Raw genomic sequence first — 24,032 nt, 5'->3', positions numbered from 1 at the left:
CTGCCGGACCTCTGTAAACGGACACGGTGCGTGATCCCTTTCCGTAGTCATGAATGGAGGGACGGCGCGCGATCCGTGCGGGAGCCCGTGGTCCGAAGGCGACGGACGAGCGACACCCAGGGGTCCGCTCGCCGGTCCCGCTCGCTGATCACCGAGACCGGGAGCGGCCACTCGATGCCCAGATCCGGGTCGTCGTACCGCACGGCGACGTCCTCGGCCGGATCGTGCTCGCGGTCGATCCGGTAGCACACGTCGGCCCAGTCGGTCAGGGCCTGGAAGCCGTGCAGCAGACCCGGTGGCACGAACAGGTGGACCAGGTCGACGTCGTCGAGCCGCACTGCCAGCGACCTGCCGAACGTCGGCGACCCGGGTCGGGCGTCGACGAGCACGTCGAGCACCGCGCCCCGGGCACAGCGCACCAGCTTCGCCTCGCCGCGCCCGAGCCGCCCGTGCATGCCGCGCAGCGTCCCCCGACGAGAGCGGGACTGGCTGTCCTGGACGAAGGAGCGCGGAGCGAGTCCGTGCTCCTCGGCGACGGCCGAGTCGAACGTGCGGGTGAAGAAGCCGCGATCGTCGTGGTGGGGGGTCGGTCGGAAGAGCAGAACGCCGGGAAGGGAGAGCTCGATCGCCTGCATGGTGCTCGGTCAGGCCCCGGCGACGGAGGGGGAGCGGTCGGTCCGCCACGGCATCCAGGGTGTGTTCCCGGCCTGGTAGAGCGCCTCCAGCACAGCGCGTTCCTTCACCGTGTCCGCCGGCTGCCAGAACCCCCCGTAGGCGTAGGCCCCGAGCCTGCCCTCCTTGGCCAAGGTGGTGCACGCGTCACCGATCAGGTCCCCGCCCTCGGGGAGGTAGTCGAAGATCTCGGGCCGGAGCACCAGGTAGCCACCGTTCTCCTGGATCGGCATCTCCTTCAACGCGGTGATGGCCTCGACCCGGTTCCCGTCACCCATGCCGACCACGTGGAAGGCCGCCTGCGGGGGAACGGCGAGAAGCTGGGCGACGGCATCGGTGTCCGCCCGGAACTGTGCGATCATCTGGTCGATCGGGGCGTCGGTGAGGACGTCGGCGTAGTTCGCGAGGAACATCTCGTCGCCCTCGACCAGGTGACGCACCCGGCGGAGGCGTTCGCCGATCGCCGAGTCCTGCCCGGTGTCGACGAACGTGACGGACCAGTCGGAGATGTCGGTCTCGAGCATGTGCACCTGGCCGCGGTGCAGCACGAAGTCGTTGGACGCGGTCTCGGTGTAGTTGAGGAAGAAGTCCTTGATGTGCCGGCCCCCATACCCGAGGCAGAGCACGAAGTCCGTGTGACCGTAGTAGGCGTAGTACCGCATGACGTGCCAGATCAGCGGACGCGGACCGACCGGCACCATCGGCTTCGGTGTGTCCGACACGCCGTCGCGCATCCGCATCCCGTATCCGCCGCAGAAGAGCACGACCTTCATCGGTGACAGCCCCCTCGGAGTGGTGTCCCTGCCCGCTGCGGTGCGGGCGGCCAGACACTGACTCGGCCGCCCGCCGGAGGGTGTTAACTCTTAGTGATCACCAGCGAGGCCGAGTTGGACCGTTCGAGGTAGATCCGCCGAGAGTTGTCGGGCAAGGCAGGAGAAGAATCACCTTGCGTAACTGAGGGATTCCCTCGTCGGCCCAAGGCTCGGGCAGCGCCTCCCCCGGCTGGCCTAAGTAACGCTCGCGTCGTAGGCGACGAGGATCCGCCTGCACGCCGGCCGCTCGACGACGAGCGGCTCCGCCACGTCGCCCCGACCGGAACGACATCGTGGAGGTCCAGTGAACGTCACGCTGTTCGGGCTCGGTTATGTCGGCTCCGTGACCGCGACGGGCCTCGCGGTACGTGGCCATCGGGTCATCGGCGTCGACACCGACGAGGCCAAGGTGGCGACGATCAATGCGGGGCGTCCGACCGTCGTGGAACCCGACCTGGACGCGCTGACCGCCGAGGCGGTCGCCTCCGGCGCGCTGCGGGCCGCCACCTCCGCGGCCGAGGCGCTGGCGGACTCCGATCTCTCCGTCGTCTGCGTCGGCACGCCGTCGGCAGGCAACGGCAGCACGAACCTGACCTTCATCCGCAGGGTCGTCACCGAGATCGGCCGGGCCCTCGCGGGGACGAGCCGGCCGCACACCGTGGTGATCCGCTCGACCGTTCCGCCGAGCACCGTCGACGAGATCGTCGTCCCGCTGCTCGAGCAGGCATCCGGTCGCCGGATCGGATCGAACCTGCAGGTGGCCATGTGCCCGGAGTTCCTCCGCGAGGGATCGAGTGTCGCGGACTTCTTCGATCCACCGTTCCTCGTGATCGGTGGATCCGAGGCGGCGGCAGCCGCGGTCCGCGAGCTGTTCGGTTTCGTCACCTGCCCGGTCCACGTCGTGGCGATCAGATCCGCCGAGAGCGTCAAGTACGCCTCCAACGCCTTCCACGCCCTCAAGGTCGCCTTCACCAACGAGCTGGCACGGCTGTTCCGGCTGTTGTCGGTCGATTCGCGGGAGGTCATGGCGGTCTTCGTCGAGGACCGCCAGCTCAACATCTCCCCGGCCTACCTGCGGCCCGGATTCGCCTTCGGCGGGTCGTGCCTGCCCAAGGACGTCCGGAGCCTGCTCCACCTCGCCCGGATGAACACCGTCGACATGCCCGTCCTCGGTGGTGCGATGGCGTCCAACGACATCCTCGTCCGCGATCTGGCGGACCGGATCCTCCAGGCCGTCGACGAGACCGGCGGGGGCAACCGGCGGGTCGCGCTGCTCGGTCTCGCCTTCAAGCACCAGACCGACGATCTGCGGGAGAGTCCGAACGTGGAGCTCGCCGAGATCCTCATCGGCAAGGGGCTCGAGGTGCGCATCCACGATCCGGTCGTCGCGCCGGCGAAGTTGTCCGGTGCCAACCTCCAGTACGTGCAGGCGAAACTGCCGCACCTGCAGAAGGTGCTGCACGACGATCCCGCCGAGGCCCTTCTCGGGGCGCACGTCGCGGTGGTGTCCTGCGCGCAACCGCAGGTGGTGGCTGCGGTGCTGGATGCGGCGCCACCGGTCGTGCTCGACGTCGACGGCAGGCTGGCCCCACTCGAACGCCTCGCCGGCTACCAGGGGGTGGGCTGGTGAGGGCGCGGCGGGGTCCGCGGGGGCGACACGTCTGCATCGTGGTGCAGAACCTCTCGGTGCCGTTCGATCGCCGGGTCTGGAACGAGTGTCGTGCGCTGCGGTCCGCCGGGTACGAGGTCTCCGCAATCTGCCCGAAGGGGGACGGCGAGCAGGCCTACCGGCAGCTCGAGGGCGTTCACATCCACCGGTACCGGCCCTTCCCCCCGATCACCCGGCAGGCGCTGTTCCTGGCGGAGTACGCCTGGTCGATCCTCGCCACCTTCGCGCTGTTGGTGCGGGTGTGGCGCCGGCAGCCGTTCGCGGTCGTCCAGGTGTGCAACCCGCCCGACGTCCTCTTCGCCGCCGTGCTCCCCTTCCAGGTCCTGTTCGGCGTGCGGCTCGTCTTCGACCAGCACGACCTCTGTCCGGAGCTGTACCTCTCCCGCTTCGCACGTCCGGCCTCCCTTCCCCACCGGGCGCTGTTGCTCGCCGAGCGCCTCACCTACCGCGTGGCGACGCACGTGATCGCCACGAATGAGTCCTACCGGCGGGTCGCGATCGAGCGCGGCCGCAAGAGGACCGCCGACGTCACCGTCGTGAGGACCGGACCCGACCCGACGACGCTCCGCCGCGGGGAGCCGGACCCCTCGCTGCGCCGCGGGCATCGGTACCTGCTCGTCTACATCGGCGTGATGGGGCCCCAGGACGGCGTGGACATCGCGATCCGGGCGTTGCACCACATCGTCGACGTGCACGGCCGCACGGATGTGGCACTCACCCTCATCGGCGACGGGGACGCCGGCCCCGAGCTGCGCCGGCTCGCCGCAGACCTCCGGCTGGGCGAGCACGTGGAGTTCACCGGGCGAGCACCCGACGAGCTGGTGGCCCGGGTGATGTCCACGGCCGACGTCGGGCTCTCCCCGGACCCGAAGAACCCGCTCAACGACGTCTCGACGATGAACAAGACGATGGAGTACATGGCCTTCGGCCTTCCCGTGGTCGCGTTCGACCTCGTGGAGACGCGGGTGTCGGCCCAGGAGGCCGCGGTGTACGCACCGCCGAACCAGGTGCCGGACTACGCCGCCGCGATCCTCGAACTGCTGTCGGACGACGTGCGCCGCAAGGAGATGGGGTCGCTCGGCCGCCGGCGCGTGGAGGAAGTCCTCGCGTGGTCCAACCAGGTCCCGGGGTACGTCGCCGTGTACGACCGGCTCACCGGCCGCTGAAGGAGCCAGGCAACCTCATGTGTGGGATCGCAGGCACCTACCACTGGCCCGACGGCGGCCCGCTCACCACGCGGCTCACGGCGGCCGTCGCGCACCGCGGTCCGGACGGGACCGGGCAGTACGCCCAGGTCGCCGGCGCCGGCGAGGTCCACCTGGGTCATCGGAGGCTCTCGATCGTCGACCTCTCGCCGTCCGGGGCGCAGCCGATGGTGTCCGACGGGCTGGCCCTGACCTACAACGGCGAGCTCTACAACGCATCCGAGCTGCGAGCCGAACTGCAGTCGGCGGGCGTGTCCTTCCGGGGTACCTCCGACACCGAGGTGGTTCTGGAGGCGTGGCGCCGGTGGGGTCTCGCCTGCCTGCCGCGGCTGCGGGGCATGTTCGCCTTCGGGATCTTCGACGAGCGCACCGGGGAGCTCGTGCTCGTCCGGGACCAGCTGGGGATCAAGCCGCTGTTCCTGGTCCGGCGCAACGGTGGGCTGGTCTTCGCCTCCGAGCTCAAGGCCCTCGCCGGTGCACTGGGCGGCACGCTGCACGTCGACGAGACCGCCCTGGTGGCCTCGCTCCTCTACTATTGGGTGCCCGACAGCCGCTGCGTGTACCGCGAGGCGGAGAAGCTCGCGCCCGGGACGTGGCTGCGCTGCCGCCCGGACGGCAGCGTCGAGCGAGGACGCTACTGGTCGATCCGGGAGGCCGCCGAGCGCGCGGAAGGGGCCGGGCCGCTCGACCTGGCTGCGGTGGTCGAGGACTCCACGCGCCGACACCTGGTCGCCGACGTGCCGGTGGCGACGTTCCTCTCCGGGGGCCTCGACTCCAGCTACCTGACCGCCCTCGCGGCGAAGCACCGACCGGGGATCTCGGCGTACACGATCGGGTTCCGGGCCGCCGACGCGAAGTTCGAGGCGATGCCCGACGACCTGCGACACGCACGACAGGTCGCGGCCCGCTTCGGCGTGGACCTGCACGAGATCGAGATCGCCCCACAGGTCCTGGACATGCTCCCGCGGATGGTCGAGCACCTGGACGAGCCGATCGGCGACCCGGCGGCGATCAACACGTACCTGATCTGCATGGCGGCCCGCGAGGCCGGCGTCAAGGTGATGCTCTCCGGGATGGGTGCCGACGAGCTGTTCGCGGGCTACCGCAAGCACGTCGCGAACGTGCTCGCCGTGCGCTACCAGCGCGTTCCCGAGGCACTCCGGAGGCCGGCGCGAGCGGCCGTCGACCGGCTCCCGGTGGCGAGCGCGAGCCGGGGGTACCGCTCGGTGCGGTTCGCCAAGCGCTTCCTGTCCTTCGCCGACCTGCCGGAGGAGAGCGCCTTCCGGCGCAGCTACACGATGTACGACCGGCTCGAGCTGCTCGATCTGGTCAGTCCCGACCTCGCCGGCGCGGTCGACACCGTGCTCGCCGAGCACGCCGACACCTACGCCGACCAAGGACTGCGCGATCACGTGAACCGCATGTGCCTGGCGGACTCCCGGCTGTTCCTGCCGGGACTCAACCTCGCCTACACCGACCGCGCCAGCATGGCCGCGTCGACGGAGGTCCGGGTCCCGTTCGTCGACGTCGAGGTGGTGGAGGCGGCGTTCCGGCTCCCCGGCCCACGCAAGATCGTCGGTCGGAGCGGGAAGGTGGCTCTCAAACAGGCCGCGCTGTCGATCCTGCCGCCCGAGATCGTGCATCGCCCGAAGGGCCTGTTCAGCGCTCCGCTGCGGGCCTGGATGAGCCGCGACCTCGCGCCGCTCGTCCGCGAGGTGGTCGACGACGGCGTGCTGGTCTCGTCGGGTCTCCTCCGGCGGGAGGCGCTCCAGCGGCTCGTCGCCGAGGACGCGGCCGGCCAGCAGGACCGGGCGAAGCACCTGTGGCACGTGCTGACGCTCGAGCACTGGTACCGCAACGCGACGGCGTCCGGCGCACGCGACGTTCGAGCCGCATGAGTGGGGAGTTCATGAAGCAGGTCGTCCAGAACTACAGGACCGGGGAGCTGACGCTGCTCGAGGTCCCGGCGCCGGCGTGCAAACCGGGCGGCGTGCTGGTGCGCACGCGCTGGTCGCTGATCTCGACCGGCACGGAGCTGATGAAGGTCGGCGAGGCGGGGATGTCCCTGGTGGCGAAGGCCCGGGCGCGGCCGGACCAGGTGGCGAAGGTCGTGCAGAGCGTCGGTACGGCCGGCCTGTCGGCGACCTACCGCAAGGTGACCACGAAACTCGACTCCTACACTCCGCTCGGCTACTCGCTCGCCGGGGTCGTCGAGGAGGTCGGCGAGGGAGTGCACGACGTGGCGATCGGTGACGTGGTGGCCTGTGCCGGCAACGAGCACGCGCTGCACGCCGAGCTCAACTGGGTGCCGCAGAACCTCTACGTCCGGGTCCCGCCGGGCGTCGCCCCGCAGCACGCCGCCTTCGGCACGGTCGGCGCGATCGCCATGCAGGGCGTGCGGCGGGGTGAGCCGCAGCTCGGTGACGTCGCCCTGGTCGTCGGGCTCGGACTCATCGGGCAGCTCGTGGTCCAGCTGCTGGTGGCCGCCGGCGCACGGGTCGTGGGGGTCGACCCCGACGACGAGCGCTGCAAGCTGGCCGAGCGGCTCGGCGCCCTCACCTGCAGCCATCCGGCGTCGGGGGTGGTGGACGCCGCCGTCGCCGACCTGACGGGCGGGCACGGCGTGGATCAGGTCTACCTGGCCGCGGGCGGGACCAGCAACGAGCCCGTCGAGCTGGCCGCGAAGTTGAGCCGCGACCGGGGGCGCGTCGTCGACATCGGCAAGTGCCGGCTCGACCTGCCGTGGAACGCCTACTACGAGAAGGAGCTCGACGTCCGGTTCTCGCGCTCCTACGGGCCGGGCCGCTACGACCCGTCCTACGAGCTGGAGGGGCGGGACTACCCGATCGGGTACGTGCGGTGGACCGAGCGGCGCAACCTCGAGTGCTTCCTCGACCTGCTCGGCAGGGAACGGATCGACGTGGGGCCGCTGATCTCGCACGTCGCAGACCTCGACTCGGCCACCGAGACCTACGAGCGGCTGCACTCGGGCGACCTGAAGGCGGTCGCGGTGCTCTTCCGTTACGGCGACTCTGCGCCGAACATGCCGCCGCCGGCGGCATCGGTGGCCCTCCCCGTCACGGCCGTGCGACCGGCACCGGCGCTTCCCTCGGGACGCGCCGTGCGGGTGGGGTTCATCGGGGCGGGCAACTACGCCTCGTCGATGCTGCTGCCGCACCTGACCGGCCGGGAGGACGTCGAGCTCCGGCACGTCGTCACGACCTCGGCGCTGTCCGGTGCCAACGCGCGACGCCGGTTCGGATTCGCAGGTGCCTCCACGGACGTCGACGCCGTGCTCGGCGATCCGTCGATCGACGCGGTGTTCGTCGTGACACGGCACAGCTCGCACGCCGACCTCACCCGTCGGGCTCTGCTCGCGGGCAAGGCCGTGTTCGTCGAGAAGCCGCTGGCGCTGAGCGAGGCGGAGCTGGCAGCGGTGATCGACGCGGTCGAGGAGTCGGGCAACGACCGGCTGCAGATCGGCTTCAACCGCAGGTTCGCCCCGTTGCTGCGCGAGGCCGTGGCGCGCTTCGGCCGGAGGACCGGGCCGGCCACCGTCCGCTACCTCGTGAACGCCGGGACGCTCGAGCCGAACAGCTGGTACCTGAGGGCGGACCGGGAGGGCTCCCGATTCGCGGGGGAGGGCGGGCACTTCGTCGACACCGTGAGCTGGCTGGTCGGCGCGGACCCCGAGGCGGTCTTCGCCGTGGCCACCCGGGGGCAGGCCGACGTGCAGGTCTCCCTCTCCTACGGGGACGGCTCGACGGCGACGATCACCTACGCGACGACGGGTTCTCCGCGGTTCCCGAAGGAGACCCTCGAGATGCTCGCGGACGGGAAGGTCCTGCGGTTCGACGACTTCGCGCGCGCCGCGGTGCACGGACGTCGGCAGTGGCGCAGTCCCCGGCTTCCTCGTGGGCGCGACAAGGGACAGCGAGCACAGCTCGACGCCTTCCTCGACGCCGTACGGTCCGGTCGGCCGATGCCCGTCGACCTCCGATCGCTCGTGGCGACGACCACGGCGACCCTGAGCGTCCAGACCAGCCTGGGCAGCGGCGTCCCCGTCCGGCTGGGCGGTGCCACGCCGTGACGAGCGCCGGGTGGTACCTGCGGCGTCTGTCCCAGATGGGACCGGCCGAGGTCGCGGGGCGGATCGGCACCGCGGCGCGCGTTCACCGTTGGCGCACAGGGCATCGGGTGCTCGGCGCGGACACCGAGGCGTGGTTGCCGGATCGGCGGTTCACCGCCGTGCTGCCCCGCGACGTGCCGGTACCGCGGGCGGCCGTGCAGCGTCTGCTCGCGACGGCGGAGCGGCTGATGGACGGACACGCCGAGTACTTCGGGATCGCCCGCTCCGACCTGGCCGCCCCGGACTGGTCCTACGACCCGAAGACCGGGCGACGGGCGCCGGCCGACGCGTACGCCTTCGACATCCCGTACCGGGACGAGGGAGCGGTCGGCGACATCAAACAGATCTGGGAGCCCTCGCGCCACCAGCATCTCACCGTGCTCGCCGCGGCCTACGCGCTCAGCCGCGACGACCGCTACGCCCACCGGGTGGCCGATCATCTGAAGTCGTGGTGGGCCGCGAATCCACCGCTCCGCGGCGTGCACTGGATCAGCGGCATCGAACTGGGGATCCGGTTGCTGTCGTGGGTGTGGGTGCGGCGACTGCTCGACGGGTGGCCCGGCGCTCCCGGGCTCTTCGAGGACGATCCCGTTGCCCTGCAGCAGATCTGGCACCACCAGCGCTGGCTCGCGGCGTTCCCCAGCCGTGGTTCCTCGGCCAACAACCACGTCGTCGCCGAAGCGGCGGGTCGGCTCGCAGCGGCGTGCGCGTTCCCCTGGTTCCCCGAGAGCGAGCGATGGCGCGTGGACGCGCTGCGGCTGCTCGACGAGGAGCTCGACCGCAACACCTTCCCCTCCGGCCTGAACCGGGAGCTGGCGAGCGAGTACCACGGGCTGGTCCTGGAGCTCGGTCTGGCCGCCGCGATCGAGGCCGAGGCAGCAGGCGTGGCGGTGCCGGCGTCGACGTGGCTGGTCCTGCAGCGGATGACCGATGCGCTCGCCGCCGTCGTCGACGCACGAGGCCGTCCACCTCGGCAGGGCGACGCCGACGACGGCCATGGTCTCGTGCTCGACGGGCAGGGCACCGACCGATGGGGCTCGCTGCTGTCCACCGGTGAGGTGGTGTTCGGCAGGATCGACTGGTGGCCGGGAGCCGGGGACGGCGACGTCCGCACGGCCCTGCTGAGCGCACTCACCGGCCCCCGCCGGCCCGTGGCGGGCCGTCCCCCACAGCGGCCGGGTCACTTCGCCGACGCCGGCCTCACGATCCTGCGGGCAGGCAGGGGCGAGGACGAGATCTGGTGTCGCTGCGACGGCGGACCGCACGGGTTCCTCTCCATCGCGGCCCACGCACATGCCGACGCGCTGTCGGTGGAGGTCCGGTACGGCGGCGTGGACGTGTTCGCCGATCCCGGTACCTACTGCTACCACGGTGAGCCGGAGTGGCGGTCGTACTTCCGGTCCACGCTCGGGCACAACACCCTCGAGTTGGACGGCCGTGACCAGTCCGTCTCGGGAGGCCCCTTCCTCTGGACCCACCACGCCCGCAGTCGGGTGCTCGTTGCCCACTGCGGCCCGGCCGGGGCCCCCCGATGGGTGGGCGAGCACAGCGGCTACAGCCGGCGCGGCCGTTCCGTGGTGCACCGTCGGTCGGTCGAACTCGACGCCGCCGAACGGGAGCTGCGGATCGTCGACGACGTCGTCAGTGGTGGCACCCACGGGGTGCGGTTGGCGTTCCACCTGGGCCCCGAGATCCAGGTCGAGCTCGTCGAACGCCGTGCGCAGCTGCGGTGGCGCCGCGAGGGCAGCGTCTGCGAGGCGGAACTCGAACTCCCGCAGCAGCTGGCCTGGAGCGCACACCGCGGCGAGACCGAACCCCCTCTGGGTTGGTACTCGCCCTCCTTCGGACGCAAGGAGCCGTCCGTGACGCTCGTCGGCCGCGGCGGGCCGGGCGAGACCCCGGGGGAGCTGCGGACGCGCCTGCGGTTCGGCTCCTCGGGCAGGGGGCCGAGGTGATCGACCGGGGCGATCGGCCGCTCGGCGAAACACGGACAGATCGCCCAGACGAGTCCGGCGACGCCGTTAACGAAGCCGGAATGCCGGACGAACGACCCGACGTCCGACCCGTTCCCCCGCCGGCGGCGCGTCGTCTCCGGGCACGGTGGGGGAGGCCTCGAGGAGTGGAAGCCACGATGGCGTGGACCGTGGATGTGCAGCTTCCGGCTCACGGCGGACGCGGCTCCGCGACGGTCGCGACGACGTCGGGTCCGGCGGGGGCGGCATGAAGGTCCTCGTCGCCCACAACTTCTACATCTCCCGCGAACCATCCGGTGAGAACAGCGCGGTCAGGCGCGACGTCGATCTCCTGCGGCGGCACGGGCACGACGTCGTGGAGTTCACGAGGTCGTCGGACGACATCACGCCGGGGGCGCTGCTCGCGGTGAACTTCGGCGTGCGGGCGAGGCGCCCCCGGAAGGATCTCGCCCGGGTCCTCGACGCCGGCTGGGTCCCCGACGTGGTGCACGTGCACAACCTCTTCCCGCTGCTCACGACGAGCGTGCTCGACGAGGCCGTCACGCGCGGGATACCGACCGTGCAGACGATCCACAACTACCGCAGGACCTGCGCTGCCGGCACGCACTACCGCAACGAGAGGTTCTGTGAGGAGTGCACCTCGGCGGTCCTGCCGTGGCCGGCGGTTGCGCACGGTTGTTACCGAGGCTCTCGCCTCCAGTCGATCCCCGTGGCCGTCAACCAGGTGATCGACCGCAGGTTGTGGGCCCAGCTGGACGCGCACGTCGTCCTCACCCGGTTCGTCGCGGATCGCATGATCGCGCTGGGGGCCGACCCCGCCTCCGTCGTGGTCCGACCGACCAGCACCTCGGATCCGGGCACGCCGGACGAGCCGGGCCGCACCGTGCTCTTCATCGGCCGGCTCTCGCCGGAGAAGGGCATCCGCCTCCTGCTCGACGCGTGGATCCGCACGGCGGCTGCCCGCGACGTCGTCCTCGAGGTGATCGGCAACGGCCCCGACGCCGAGCACGTCGCAGGCCGTGCCGCGGCATCGGGAGGATCGATCGTGTACCACGGCGAGCGGCCCGCGGACTTCGTCTCCGAGCGGATCCGCGCCTGCGCGCTGGTCGCCGTGCCGTCGCTCTGGTACGAGGGTCTCCCGACGGTGGTCGCGGAGGCCTTCGCGCACGGCCGCCCGGTCCTGGCGTGCGACACGCCCAACGCCCGGTCGTTCATCGCCGACGGCGGTTGGCTGTGCGCGCCCACTGTGGACGGGTTGGGCTCCGCACTGGATGCGCGGCTCGCCAACCGTCACGAACTCCTGCGGGCTGCGGCGGATGCGCGCGAGCACTATCTCCGGCACATGACTCCGAGCACGAGCTACGCCCGTCTCCTCGCTGCCTACGAGGCCGCGAGGATCCGTCGGATCGGTCGTCCGACCGGCAATCACAATCCTCGGCACAGCGCTGGTGCGCGGTGACCGATCCAGAGGTGAAGGCCGAACGGCTCTTCTCCGGTTACGCAGGGGGTCCGGCATCCATGGTCAGGTCAGACGAGGCGAGTGCCGTGGGCGGGAAGTCGCGGGGCACGGACGAGCTCGGGCAGGAGCCGACGGTGTTCGGGGCGGTTCGCCGACACTGGCCGATGGTCGTGGTGGTCACTCTGATCACGATGGCGGTCGCCGTGGGCTACACACTCGTCGTCCCGGAGTTGTATCGGGCCCGGGGGAGCGTGACGGTGCCGCTGCCGGTGTCGACGCCGAGCGAGGAGGCCGACCAGTACCTGGACAGCCAGGTGTTGCTGCTGCGTTCGCGAGAGGTCGCGGAGCAGGCCACCCGCATCGCCAACGACGGCCTCCGCGATGACGTCTTCGTCGTCGACGACTTCATCGGCGACCGCAGCTCGTTCGAGATCACCCCTCCGGAGGGGGCCAACCCCGGCAGCTTCGGATCCACCACGGTCGCCGTGGCCTTCACCTGGCCTGACGCCCGGGCAGCCCAGGTCGGTGCGAACTCGGCTCTGCAGGCCTTCAACGAAGTGCGGTCCGCGGCGATCCTCGCCGACGCCGAGGCGAGAGCCGCCGGGATCGAGCGGGCGATCAGGGACCCGCGAACCCGGCAGCAGTACGGCGCGCTGGAGAACCAGCGGACGGAAGCCCTGGTCGCCGGCCAGGTCGACCTCGCGCGGCAACCGACGGTCGCGTGGGCCGGCACGCCCGAGGTGCCCGTCAACGCCAACTCGAGGAACGCGGCCATCATCGGGCTGGTGCTCGGGCTCGTCCTCGGCGCCGCGCTCGCCTACGTCTGGGCGGTGCGCCGCAAGCGCTTCGACGACCGAGCCGGGCCGGGCGCGCTCTACGGCGCCCCGTTGATCGGTGAGGTTCCCGCCCTCGACATCGGGAAGGCGCAGCCCGACGGATCCGCTCCGGTCGGTGTGCCGGTGATGGTCCGCGGTGAGCCCAGAGTCGCCGGCCAGGCTGTCAAGTTCGCTGCAGGGACGCTCGAACGGATCCGCGCCACCCGGGCGCGAGCGCAGGTCCTCGCCGTCGTCTCCCCGCGGCCGAACCCGGGACGCAGCGTTCTCGTGGCCGACCTCGCCCTCGCCCTCGCCGCCGGCGGCACGCGCGTCCTGGTCGTGGACGCGGGTGCCGACGGCGTCCTGACCGGGTTGCTCCTTCCCGGCGACGACCCGGCGGACGGGTGGGCCCAGCTGGTCGCGGGCCAGGGTGCCGCAGTCGATCGCCTCCGGCCCAGTCCCTGGAACGAGGCGGTGACCGTCCTCGGAGCCGGTCCTTCGACGGCGCCCTCGATCACGGGCGCCGCCTACGCGAAGGCGGCGAAGAGCCTCCTGGCCGAGGTCGCGGAGGGATTCGACGTCGTCCTGGTCGACAGCCCGCCGGTGCTGGAGGTGGCCGAGGCCGGCGAGCTGGCCGGTGCCTGCGACGGAATCGTCGTCGTGGTCGGCGAGCAGGACCTGGTGCGGGACCACGTCGACGTCGTGGACCGTCTCCACCTGATCGACCCGGAGGTCCTGGGCTACGTCTTCCACCGGACCGCGAAGCAGTCACCGCTCGCATCGGTCCGGACCGTCGTCGGCCGCCTGGCCCCGGGGAGGCCATCGGCCGACGGCGATCAGGATGCGCAGTCCGCGGTGCACGAGGATCCGCGACGGCGGACCGGCGGCGGTGCGGCGTCCTTCCCGGTGCCCCAGCCGCGTCGGTAGGGCCTCCCGGTGTCCGCTCGACTGCCCACCTCCGACAGGGAAGGCGGCTCGTTCCTGCCCGACAGCACTCGGGGACCCGGCCGGCTCCTCGACCTCTACGGTCGGCTGCTGGGGCCCCTCCTCGCCGGGTACCTGCTGTTCGACAGGGCGTTCGCCTATCTCCATCCTCCCGGGACACCGTTCTACATCGGGGAGATCGTGCTCGGTGCCGGCGTCCTCGGCGTACTCGGCGCGACCGGATACCTGCGCATCCCGATGAGGGACGAACCGCTTCTGGCGCTGCTCACGGTCTTCGTCCTCTGGGGGTTCGTGCGGGCGGTGCCCGGCATGGCCGAGTACGGGATGGACGCCATCCGCGACTCCGCGCTCTGGTACTACTGCCTGTTCGCCTTCCTCGGCGTGGCCGCGCTCGCCCGGTCGCCCGACCTCCCCGACCGGCTGGTCGTCCAGCTCAGGAGGCTGGCGCCGTGGCTGCTCCTGTGGCTTCCCGCGGCTCTGCTGCTCGGGCCCGCAGCGGAGAAGGCCCCCTACGTCCCCTTCAGCACCGTCTCCGTGCTGTCACACAAGCCGGGCAACGCGGCAATAGCCGCGCTCCTGGTGCTCGGGTTTCTGTGGTTGATTCGCGACGACCGGAGTTCCACCCGCCGGATGGCCTGGAGCGTGCTCGCCCTCACGGTCATCCTGCTCTCCGCCACCCAGAACCGGGGTGGCCTGCTGGGCGTCGCAGCAGGCGCCACGATCGGCCTGCTCTTCCTCAAGGACCGGCTGCGGCTCGGGATCCAGGCCGTGCTCCTCATCTCCGTGACGGTCGGATTCGTCAGCTTCCTCCGGATCGACATCCCGCTGGCCGGCATCCAGGGGCGCACGTTCTCCGTGTCGCAGTTGGTCGACAACATCGGCAGCCTCGGCGGCGGTGACGCGGAGGGCAACCTGGACGGCACGGTCGAGGGCCGCGAGCAGCTGTGGTCGAAGATCATCGCCAAGCAGGTGGGCGAGGGCCACCTCATCGACGGCTCCGGGTTCGGTCAGAACCTGGCCTCGGAGGTCGGGGTGTACGACGCCGGGAAGGAGTCGCTGCGGAGTCCCCACAACTCGCACTTGCACATCCTCGCCCGGATGGGTGTCGTGGGCTTCTCGCTGTGGGTGGTGCTCTGGGCCGCGTGGTACTGGCGTCTCGTCAGCGGGGCACGGCGGCTCGGCCGGCAGGCGCTGCACGCGCGGAGGCAGTTCGCGGTGCTGTGCCTGGTCGTCGTCACCGCGATCCTGATCTCCTCGATCTTCGACCCTCAGCTCGAGGGACCCCAGATCGCGGTTCTGCTGTGGACGGCGTTCGGACTCGGCGTGGGAGTGACGACCAAGCGGGCGTGGCTCGACGGGGGTGCCCCCGTGTCGCGTTCGCCGGACGGGACACAGCCGGCGCAAGGGAGACGGTGAGATGGCCGGTGCGGTGTCGGCCCGACGGATGTCCCTCGGAGCCGTCGTCGCACTGCTCGTCCTCGTCGTCGTGTCGGTCCTGCAGTGGCAGCAGCGACCCGTTCCCCGCGCGCCCGTCCCGCCGGCCGGTCTGACGGGCGCCGTCGGACCCGTTCCCCGCTCGTGCAGCGGAGTGTCGATCACGACGGCCGACGACGTGCAGCAGGCGATCGACGCGCACCCGCCAGGGACGACGTTCTGCCTGGCAGCCGGCACGTACCGCCTGGAGTCGCCGGTGGTGCCTCGCGACGGCGACGTGCTCATCGGTCTCCAGGGGGCGACGCTGAGCGGTTCCAAGCCGCTGACCGGCTGGCGACGCAGCGGGGACGTCTGGTCCACCACCGGCTTCCTGCCGCGCGCCCCGAGCGACGCCGGGGAGTGTCTCGACGACGCGCCCACCTGCACCGATGCCGAGGACGTCTTCCTGGACAAGCAACGCCTACGAAGGGTCACCTCGCTCTCCCAGGTCACCCCGGGCAGTGTGTACGCCGACTACGGCTCCAACACCCTCACGATCGGCGACGATCCTGGGGCACACCTCGTCGAGCAGGCAGTGGCGGAGAGCCTCATCCGCTCGACGGCCGACGATGTCACCGTTGCCAACCTCGTCGTCGAGCACGCGGCGAACCCGGCCCAGGTCGGCGCGATCGAAAGTCGCCAGATACTCCCCTACGTAGCCGGCGTCGCAGGCTCCGGGTGGCGCTTGCTGAACAACGAGGTGCGCCTCAACCACGGTGTCGGCGTGGGAGTCGGCAGTGCTGCGACGGTCACCGGCAACGTGATTCATCATCAGGGCCAGTTGGGCTTCGGGGCGTGGGGCTCGGATTCGTCGATCACCGACAACGAGATCGCCTACAACGGAGAAGCAGGCTACTCGGCCGAGTGGGAGGCCGGCGGCGGCAAGAGCTGGATGACCGAGAACCAGACCGTCGCCCACAACTACGTCCACGACAACATGGGGCCCGGCCTGTGGTCGGACGGCGGGAACATGGACACCGTCTACGAGTTCAACAGAGTCGCGGACAACTGGCACGCCGGCATCCAGTACGAGATCAGCTACGACGCGGTGATCAGGTACAACGACATCATCGGGAACGGGCGGGTGCACAAGGGCTGGGCGTGGGACGCGGGTATCCAGATCCAGTCCTCGGGCGGGATCCGGAGTATCGAGATCGCCCAGAACACGGTCACGGGGAACGCCAACGGGATCAGCCTCATCGACAGCGGCAACCGCGAGCTCGAGGAGCCCGCGCCGCACGGCCCCCACGTCGTCCGGAACGTACGGGTGCACGACAACACCGTCACGCTCTACCGCGGTCAGATGACCGGTGCGGTCGAGGACACCGGAAACCCGGGCATCTTCGCGGCGAACGGCAATCGCTTCGACAACAACACCTACTTCCTCAGCTCCCTGACCGAGCCGCAGTTCCGCTGGGCCGGGAGCGAGCTCGACTGGAGCCGGTGGCAGACAGCCTGGGGGCGCGACCTCAACGGGCAGGCGGAGCTGGTGGAGGACCCACGTCCACGGTCGAGCGGCGGGTGAGGGTCCGGAGTCTCGTCGATACTGCGGCCTGCCCGCCGGCAGGGGGCAGCAGCGCCGGCGACAGTTGGGCGAGCACCTCCGTGACACGGCGTGCGGCCTGCTCCGTACGCTCGGTGAGCGTTGCCCGGACCTCGTGCTGCCGGTCTTCGAGTTCCGCGATCTGCTCGAACAACCGGTCGACCTCGAAACCTCTCACCGGCTGGCAGAATTCGGCGAATCCCATGTCCGCCATGAGCGCGTCGTTCTTGCCGGCGTAGCTGAGCGAAATGGTGGGCGTCGCCACGGCGAGCGCGGACAGCACGTTGTGGTAGCGGGTGGCCACGACGAGATCCATCCTGCCCATCTGCCCCATCAGCGTCTCCAGATCACTCGTGGCGCCGGCGTGCAGTTTGGCGGGATCCACGCCGTCGGGCCTGGTGGCGACCTCGGCGAGGATCTCGGCAACGACCACCTCGTCGGCCTCGTCGCCGGTGAAGAGCCGTACCTCCCGTCCCTCGCGGAGCAGTCGACGCACGACCTCGGTGATCCGCTGCAGATACCGTGCCCGGATCTCCTGTGCATCTGCGCGGTCGTCGTTGCTGCCGCTGTAGTCCATCACGCCGACGCCGACGCCGCCCCCGTACCGCGCTCCAGCCGTGGGCAGGTCGAGGGCGAACGCGAGGTCGGGGTGCACGGGGTCCTCGGCCGTGTCCACACCCATGTGCGCGAGAGCGTCGCGGGACAGTTCGTCGCGGTAGGAGCGGAAGTGGGCGAGCCGGGCGGACCAGACGATCAGTCGCCGGGTGGCGCCGCGCCGGATCTCGTCGGCGCCGACCCCGACGAGCGCGATCCTCGTGCCCAGCAGTCGTCCGGTGGCGCACAGGAGGAACAAGGAGTAGGGGAAACCCCACGGCCGCAGTGGCAGGGTCGCCTCGAGCACACCCATCCCGGGCACGATCACCAGGTCGTGGCGGCGGACCCACGCAGCGGTCCGGAAGGCGTCGACCACCTTGCCGAGTGCCTTGAGTGCGATCGCCCGAGGGCCGGCCGCGGTCCGATACTCCCCCTCGAACCAGTTCATACGCGTAGCAGGGACCCCGTAGCGCTCGGCCACCCGATCGGGACCCGCGCAGAGGGCACCCAGGCGCGCGTCCGGATGCGCGGACCGGACATGGGCCAGAACCGCCGCCATCGACCCGTCGTTGCCGAGGTTGCCCGAGCCCAGGAGGCCGAAGACCCCGACGGCGGGGGGACGTCCTCGGGATCGGCTCGGACGTCCCCTCATGCCGACCGCCGCTCCCGACCCGCCACGATCGAATCCACGGACGGCTCGGTGGGGTCGACGGACACCGGCGGACGATCCTCCATGCGCTGTGACGACCCCGGGAGGGCACGGCTGGCCATCCAGTGTGCGAGGTGGCCGTAGCAGCGCCGCCGTTCGGCAGGTGAGATCGGCGCCCGTCGAACGGCCGCGACGAATCCCCACACGTACTCCGCGAGAAGGCGGACCATCGGGTGCCGGAGCCGATCGGCACGGCGGGGATCCATGTTCGCACTGCGAGCACGCTTGGTCGGCCGCGCGCGCTCCGCCCGGTCGGGATGGTCGCGCCGGAAGAACAGCCGCTCCGGCACCTGGTGGAACTGCCCGTTCAGGGCGAGTTCGGCCATGAGGGTCCGGTCCGAGTGGTGGTAACTGCCGTTCAACGGGGTGCGCCGCAGCACCTCGGTGCGCATGACCCCGTAGAAGTCGTCGCCCCCGACGGTGAACAGCACGCTCCGGAACCGCTCGGCCGCAGACGGCGAGTCGGTCGTCAGGGAGTAGTCGACCGGCAGGACGACGTGGCCGTCGCCGTCGATGATGGCCTGCCACGCGTGGGCGAGCACGATCTCCGGCCGGTCGTCCAGGGCGTCGACGCAGCGCTCCAGGAGGGTCCGTGCGTAGAGGTCGTCGTGGGACGCCCACTTGAACAGTTCGCCCCTCGCCTCGTGCACCAGGAAGTTGTGGTTCGGGCAGGCTCCGATGTTCTGCGATTGCCGTACGTACCGGATTCGGGGGTCTCGGGCCGCATAGTCGCGGCACACCTCCTCCGTCCCGTCGGTCGAGGCGTTGTCCGAGATGATGAGCTCGTAGTCGCCGTAGGTCTGGCCGAGCAGCGCGTCGAGGGACTCGGCGAGGTACTTCTCCCCGTTGTAGACAGGAAGTCCGATGCTGAGCCGTGGCGCGGCGATCATGAGGTCTCCTCTCCTCGTGCTGTGCCCAGGGGCGGGGCGGAGCGGGTGGTGCGGGGCAGCGGGGGGCGGAGGTGCACCCGGTGTCCGGAGCGGAGCTGAACCCACCACACGACGGCGCCGATGAACGTGGCAGTGGCCACCCCCCACGCCGAACCTCGTGCGCCACCGAGGGCGGCCCCGACGAGACCTCCGGTCGCATAGGCGAGTGATGCCCAGGTCTGGGCCCGCAGGCTCAGGCGGGCCGCGCCGAGCGCCCGGACACCGGCGGCGGCACCTGCCGAGATGCTGGCGAACATGACCGACAAGGTGGCGGGGAGGATCAGCGCCGAGGCGGTCGGCCACACGTCCCCGAGCACGAACCTTCCCCAGGAATCCGGGAGCAGGAGCAGAAGCCCGAGTCCCCACAGGAGTGCCACACCCGCCTGCGCGCCGCCCAGGACCAGGCAGAAGAGCGGGAGACCGCGGGGCCGGCGTCTCACCACCCGGGACGCTTCGGGAACAGCGACGTTGCTCAGACCCATGAGTACGGCCATGAACGGGCCGAGCAGCAGCTCGGCCCCGCGGACGGTGCCCACCGCGGCCAGTCCGGCCAGCGCGCCCAGCCCGTACATCCGCAACTGGGATGCTCCGCTGATGCTGACGTTCTCGAGCATGTAGCGCACGCCGAGCTCGCGATGCTCGACCAGCCATCGCCACGTCCCACCCGGCCGGGGCATGACCCGGCTCTGCATCCACCCGCACAGCGCCGCAGCGCCGGCAGCGACTCCCCACGCGAGGACGAAGCCGAAGACGCTGGGCTCCCGGTCCGCCACGAGCAGCGCGGGGACGAGCGCCACACCCCAGACGAGATCGTTCGCGAAGGCGCTGCGGCCTCGGCCGGCGGCGAAGAAGGCGTAGCGCCAGCTGTCCTGGAGCATCAGCGCCGGCAGCACGAGCCCGAGTGCGACGAACGCGCTGCCCACCGTGCCGCCCAGCAGAGCGCCGACGAGGACACTCCCACCCCCCGCGACGGCGCCGAGGACGACGGCGCTGCCGGACACCTGCGCGACCGCCGCTCGCCAGGACATCCGCTCGACACCGCTGAACCGCACCAGGAGGGGGTCCGTGGCCAGCCCCCGACAGAGGTTGAGGACGACCCCGTAGGTCACCCACGCCAGACCGAAGGCCCCGAACTCCACCGCACCCAGCGAGCGCGCGACGACGATGCCGACGGCGAAGTTCGTGAGGCTCGAGACGGCCTGGTCGGCGAGCCCCCAGCTCAGACGACCGGCGACGGCCCGCCAGCCCCGGGTCGGCCCGCCTACGGGGGGGACCTGGTTCGCCGGACCGACCTCGACGTCGCCGCTACTCACGTCACCGTCCCCGTCATCGAGGTCCTGCTCCTGTCGGACTTCCTCGTCGGACTCCGGAGCGCTCCCGGCACCGGCAGGCCTGTGCTCGTGTCCACCTCGCAGGCCGTTACCGTCCGTCGTCGCGTTCGGGTCGAGCGCCGGGGTCGTGGCCGCCTCGGTCGGCCGCCCGACCGCCACGCGTCTCCTCGGGCGCCGGCTGATTCCTGCTCGCCACCACCCGGTCCACGGACACCGCCATGAGGAACACCGCCGCGATCGCGGTGAGGAACCCCCCGAGACAGTCGGACGGGTAATGCGCGTCCAGAGCGACCTGGGCAGCGGCCATGGCGCCGCCGCCGACGAACCCGAAGGCGAGCGCGACGACGATTCGGGAGCCCGGGCTCCGCACGCACAGAACATCTGCCACGAGCAGGCCGGCGACCAGCGCCACCGCGGTGGTGGCGGCCGTGTGGCCGCTCGGGAAGGCGAGGTTCCAGGGTTCGTGGATCGTCCGGGCGACCAGCGGCTTGGCGCCGGTCGTCACAGCGGCGACGACCCACGGAGCGATGCCGGCGACCAGCGCGATGCGGAGGCGGTTGACGGCGAGGCACACGACAGCCACGAGCGCGGTCTGGGCGAGCAGGGCCTCGGGGCTCCCGAGCCAGTCGACGACGAGCGCGCCCGGCTCGGGCTCCGACCAGACATCGGCCACCGCGGTTCGGACGAGGGAGTCGGCCCGGGTCGGCGTGCTCCCTCCCGCGAGCAGGAGCGCCATGGTGATCGCGGCGATCAGGGACGAGACGGCGACCGCGATCGCGAGAGCGTGTTCCCCCGGAAGTGCCGCGCGCCCGGCTGGTGCCGCTCCTGGCATGAGACCTCCTGCGACGGTCTCGGGTCCGGTCGTCCTCACCCTCCTGCGCCGGTCCGCACGAGGGCCCGTCGTGCGGGGCTCGGTCGCTCTCCGGCCCGTGTTACCTCGCGGTCGAGGCGCCCCACCGGTAACGGCGCGAGCACGGGTGGCGAACCGCCCTACGATCCGTCGGAGCGATCGGTGCAGCGCCGCAACGGGCCGGCAGACCCGCACCGGCGCGACCGGCTCGTCCGGCGTTCGCCGCCTCTGAACATCCCGGGGGGACCGTGTTCGACAGCCGAGAGGACCGACCGTCACCGGTGACGACCGCCCTCCTGCCTCCGGTGGAACCGTGCATCGGTGACGCGCCCGCGGAGGGGGAGCGACTGCACGGTGTGCACCGCGGCACGCGATCCCGGCGAAGGTCGCAGGAGGTCAACGAACGTCTCCACCGGGCCGTCCCCGGCGGCGCACACACCTATGCGAAGGGCGACGACCAGTACCCCGAGGGGCTGGCTCCCGTCATCTCGCACGGCCGGGGTGCCCACGTCTGGGACGTCGACGGCAACCGGTACATCGAGTACGGGTCCGGTCTGCGATCGGTCGTGCTGGGGCACGCCCACCCTCGCGTCGTCGGCGCGGTTCAGGCGCAGATCGGCAGGGGTACCAACTTCGTCAGGCCGAGCCTGGTCGAGGCCGAGGCGGCCGAGCGCTTCCTGGAGACCGTGCCGACCGCGGAGATGGTCAAGTTCGCCAAGAACGGGTCCGACGCCACGACAGCGGCCGTCCGTCTCGCCCGCGCGCACACGGGTCGCCCGATGGTGGCCGTGTGCCGGGACCAGCCGTTCTTCTCGACGGACGACTGGTTCATCGGCACGACGCCGATGCCCAGCGGTATTCCGCCCCAGGACACGCTCGCGTTCCCCTACGGCGACCTCGACGCGCTCGACGCGCTGCTCACGGAGCACGAGGGCGCCATCGCCTGCCTCGTCATGGAGGCGGCCACGGCCTTCGACCCGCCTGCCGACTACCTGCCCGGCGTGCGGGCGCTGGCGGACCGGCACGGGTGCCTGCTCGTCCTCGACGAGATGATCACCGGGTTCCGGTGGTCGCCGGCCGGTGCGCAGGGCCTGTACGGCGTCGTCCCCGACCTCTCGACCTTCGGCAAGGCCCTGGGCAACGGTTTCGCCGTGTCGGCGCTCGCCGGGCGCCGCGAGGTCATGGAGCGGGGCGGCCTCCGGCACGAGCACGAGCGGGTGTTCCTGCTGTCCACCACGCACGGGGCGGAGACCCACTCGCTGGCCGCGGCCATGGCCGTCATGGACGTCTTCGCCGAGGAGGACGTGATCGGCGAGCTGCACCGGCTCGGCGACCGGCTGCGTGCCGGCGTCTCGCAGGCTGCGACACGGGCGGGCGTGGGGGAGCACGTCGTCGTCCGTGGGCGCTCCAGCAACCTCGTCTTTGCGACGCTCGATGGAACCGGCCGTCCCTCGCAGGAGTACCGGACGCTGTTCCTGCGCGAACTCGTCCGCGGTGGCGTGCTCGGCCCGTCGTTCGTGGTCAGCGCCGCGCTGACGGACGAGGACGTCGACCGGACGATCGAGGTCGTCGCCGACGCCTGCGAGGTCTACCGTCTGGCCCTCGAAGCCGGGGACCCGCTCCGCTACACGGGAGGACGTCCGGTCAAGCCGGTCTTCCGACGGTTCGCCTGACCCGGCGCGGTCACCGCGCCGGGACGAGATCCTCCGCCACCACCCAGGTCCCGCCGTTCGCCTCGATCTCCGGCATCGCCCGGCGCACCTCGTCGAGCAGGTCCGGCACGAAGAGCACCACCGTGTCGGGCCGGGTCCCGACCAGGGCGGCCGGGTCGACGATCGGGATCGCGCTGCCCGGCATGCGACGCCCGCGCTTGGCGGGGGAGGCGTCCCCGATCACCTCGAGGAGCTCGGGCCCGATCCCGGCTCGGCAGAGCAGGGCAACGGCCCGTGACGCGGCGCTGTACCCGACCACGCGCCGACCCGCCGCGCGCTCCGCGCGCACGAAGGACGCGAGGGCCTCGGAGGTGGCCGCACAGTCCCGCTGCAACGCCTCCGCGGTGACTGCGTCGAGGACGCCCGCCTCGATCTCCTCGGCGAGGATCTGTCGAAGGCGGTCGTCCGGACGCCCGCCGCGGCGCGCGACCAGAAGGACCGTGCCGCCGTAGAGCGGGAAGCCGGCGGCTGTGACGGCCGCCAGCCCCATGGCCTGGAGCATCCCGATCAGGGCTGGGGTCGAGTAGTAGGCGTAGTGCCCGTGGCGCAGTGCGTTCCACTGCGCGCGCGAGAGGATCGTCGCGAGCGAGTGGTACTGGAAGGCGATCACGCCATCGGGTGTGAGCCGTTCGACCCGCTCCCGCAGCGCGGCCGCCTGGTCGCGCTCATGCATGAGACTGATGTTGTCCACGACGAGGTCGGCCTGCTCGTCGGGCGCGGCGGCCACGAGCCCGCGAGCGGTGAGCAGGGGGAGCCAATCACCGCCGTGCGGGCTGGTGTACTCCACGACGCGCGACCCCGGCTGCAGGAAGCCGGCGGCAGCCAGCGACCCGACGGCGTCCGCCGCCTGCCGCAGCAACGCCTCGGGTTCCTGGCCACGGGGTTCCTCCGGGACCGTCGGGTCCTCGACGAGCTGAGCGAGATGACAGCTCGCACACATCCACATCCGGAGCGGGTACAGTTCGTCGGGACCCGGCTCCGACGCAGCCGGGAAGAGGTCGCTGGCCGGTTGGCGACCGGCGTCGAGGACGACGGAACCCTGCTCGGAGCCGCAGAATCGGCAACGGATCATGTCGGAGCGTCCTTGAGGTCGGGGACGACGCCGCACTGCCACGGCGACCGGGCCAAGTGCTGCGCGCGGTAACCCTGGAGTCGCGACACGACGGGTGCGCGTTAGTACGTCGAGATCCTCGAGCGACGACGGTCGTGCGG

Annotated in this window: 17 protein-coding genes; 10 read left to right on the top strand and 7 right to left on the bottom strand. The window is 71.3% G+C overall.

Annotation, left to right across the window (positions count from 1 at the left end; genetic code table 11):
- Positions 1–47: 47 nt before the first annotated feature.
- Positions 48–635 carry a dTDP-4-dehydrorhamnose 3,5-epimerase gene (gene rfbC / locus ACL02T_RS25565; RefSeq protein WP_412833308.1) on the bottom strand — a complete coding sequence of 196 codons (588 nt, stop codon included), beginning with the start codon at positions 633–635 and terminating at the stop codon, positions 48–50.
- 9 nt (positions 636–644) lie between these two features.
- Entirely contained in the window at positions 645–1,445 is an 801-nt protein-coding gene (locus tag ACL02T_RS25560) for a sugar phosphate nucleotidyltransferase (protein WP_412833307.1), read from the bottom strand.
- Positions 1,446–1,788: 343 nt separating this feature from the next.
- Here ACL02T_RS25560 and ACL02T_RS25555 point away from each other — a divergent pair, with 343 nt between their 5' ends.
- The 9 genes from ACL02T_RS25555 to ACL02T_RS25515 all read left to right on the top strand — a co-directional run bounded on the left by ACL02T_RS25555 (position 1,789) and on the right by ACL02T_RS25515 (position 16,677).
- Positions 1,789–3,114 (top strand): nucleotide sugar dehydrogenase, encoded by a 1,326-nt coding sequence (locus tag ACL02T_RS25555; protein WP_412833306.1) that lies wholly within the window; start codon positions 1,789–1,791, stop codon positions 3,112–3,114.
- Between the two features lie 38 nt (positions 3,115–3,152).
- A complete protein-coding gene (locus ACL02T_RS25550; RefSeq protein ID WP_412833305.1) occupies positions 3,153–4,319 on the top strand; it encodes a glycosyltransferase family 4 protein in 1,167 nt (388 codons plus the stop codon).
- A 17-nt stretch (positions 4,320–4,336) separates the two neighbouring features.
- Complete coding sequence (gene asnB / locus ACL02T_RS25545) at positions 4,337–6,256, top strand: asparagine synthase (glutamine-hydrolyzing) (protein ID WP_412833304.1); 1,920 nt, start codon at positions 4,337–4,339, stop codon at positions 6,254–6,256.
- Positions 6,257–6,267: 11 nt separating this feature from the next.
- Positions 6,268–8,448 (top strand): bi-domain-containing oxidoreductase, encoded by a 2,181-nt coding sequence (locus ACL02T_RS25540; RefSeq protein ID WP_412833339.1) that lies wholly within the window; start codon positions 6,268–6,270, stop codon positions 8,446–8,448.
- A gap of 35 nt (positions 8,449–8,483) precedes the next feature.
- A complete protein-coding gene (locus tag ACL02T_RS25535; protein WP_412833338.1) occupies positions 8,484–10,442 on the top strand; it encodes a heparinase II/III domain-containing protein in 1,959 nt (652 codons plus the stop codon).
- Between the two features lie 265 nt (positions 10,443–10,707).
- Positions 10,708–11,919, top strand: coding sequence for a glycosyltransferase family 4 protein (locus ACL02T_RS25530; protein WP_412833303.1), 1,212 nt, complete (start codon positions 10,708–10,710; stop codon positions 11,917–11,919).
- Entirely contained in the window at positions 11,916–13,661 is a 1,746-nt protein-coding gene (locus tag ACL02T_RS25525; protein WP_412833302.1) for a Wzz/FepE/Etk N-terminal domain-containing protein, read from the top strand. Before ACL02T_RS25530 ends, ACL02T_RS25525 begins: the two co-directional genes overlap by 4 nt.
- Positions 13,662–13,670: 9 nt before the next feature.
- A complete protein-coding gene (locus ACL02T_RS25520) occupies positions 13,671–15,095 on the top strand; it encodes an O-antigen ligase family protein (protein ID WP_412833301.1) in 1,425 nt (474 codons plus the stop codon).
- A 1-nt stretch (position 15,096) separates the two neighbouring features.
- Positions 15,097–16,677, top strand: coding sequence for a right-handed parallel beta-helix repeat-containing protein (locus ACL02T_RS25515; RefSeq protein WP_412833300.1), 1,581 nt, complete (start codon positions 15,097–15,099; stop codon positions 16,675–16,677).
- Here ACL02T_RS25515 and ACL02T_RS25510 read toward each other — a convergent pair.
- From ACL02T_RS25510 to ACL02T_RS25495, 4 genes are all read right to left on the bottom strand, one after another.
- Positions 16,622–17,941: a polysaccharide pyruvyl transferase family protein gene (locus tag ACL02T_RS25510; protein ID WP_412833299.1), complete on the bottom strand. Its 1,320-nt coding sequence runs from the start codon at positions 17,939–17,941 to the stop codon at positions 16,622–16,624. The genes ACL02T_RS25515 and ACL02T_RS25510 overlap by 56 nt on opposite strands.
- Entirely contained in the window at positions 17,938–18,888 is a 951-nt protein-coding gene (locus ACL02T_RS25505; RefSeq protein WP_412833298.1) for a glycosyltransferase family 2 protein, read from the bottom strand. The genes ACL02T_RS25510 and ACL02T_RS25505 overlap by 4 nt, the downstream gene beginning before the upstream one ends.
- Positions 18,885–20,150 carry an MATE family efflux transporter gene (locus tag ACL02T_RS25500; RefSeq protein WP_412833337.1) on the bottom strand — a complete coding sequence of 422 codons (1,266 nt, stop codon included), beginning with the start codon at positions 20,148–20,150 and terminating at the stop codon, positions 18,885–18,887. Before ACL02T_RS25500 ends, ACL02T_RS25505 begins: the two co-directional genes overlap by 4 nt.
- 196 nt (positions 20,151–20,346) lie before the next feature.
- Positions 20,347–21,090: a phosphatase PAP2 family protein gene (locus ACL02T_RS25495; protein ID WP_412833297.1), complete on the bottom strand. Its 744-nt coding sequence runs from the start codon at positions 21,088–21,090 to the stop codon at positions 20,347–20,349.
- Positions 21,091–21,464: 374 nt separating this feature from the next.
- On the opposite strand from ACL02T_RS25495, the gene ACL02T_RS25490 reads away from it, so the two are divergent.
- Positions 21,465–22,781 carry a glutamate-1-semialdehyde 2,1-aminomutase gene (locus tag ACL02T_RS25490; protein WP_412833336.1) on the top strand — a complete coding sequence of 439 codons (1,317 nt, stop codon included), beginning with the start codon at positions 21,465–21,467 and terminating at the stop codon, positions 22,779–22,781.
- Between the two features lie 10 nt (positions 22,782–22,791).
- Here ACL02T_RS25490 and ACL02T_RS25485 read toward each other — a convergent pair whose 3' ends face one another.
- Entirely contained in the window at positions 22,792–23,892 is a 1,101-nt protein-coding gene (locus ACL02T_RS25485) for a class I SAM-dependent methyltransferase (RefSeq protein ID WP_412833296.1), read from the bottom strand.
- Between the last annotated feature and the right edge of the window lie 140 nt (positions 23,893–24,032).

The sequence above is a fragment of the Pseudonocardia oceanicola genome (assembly GCF_047200735.1).
In the GTDB taxonomy this organism is placed as follows: Bacteria; Actinomycetota; Actinomycetes; order Mycobacteriales; family Pseudonocardiaceae; genus Pseudonocardia.
This window is presented reverse-complemented; position numbering and strand designations above follow the sequence as displayed.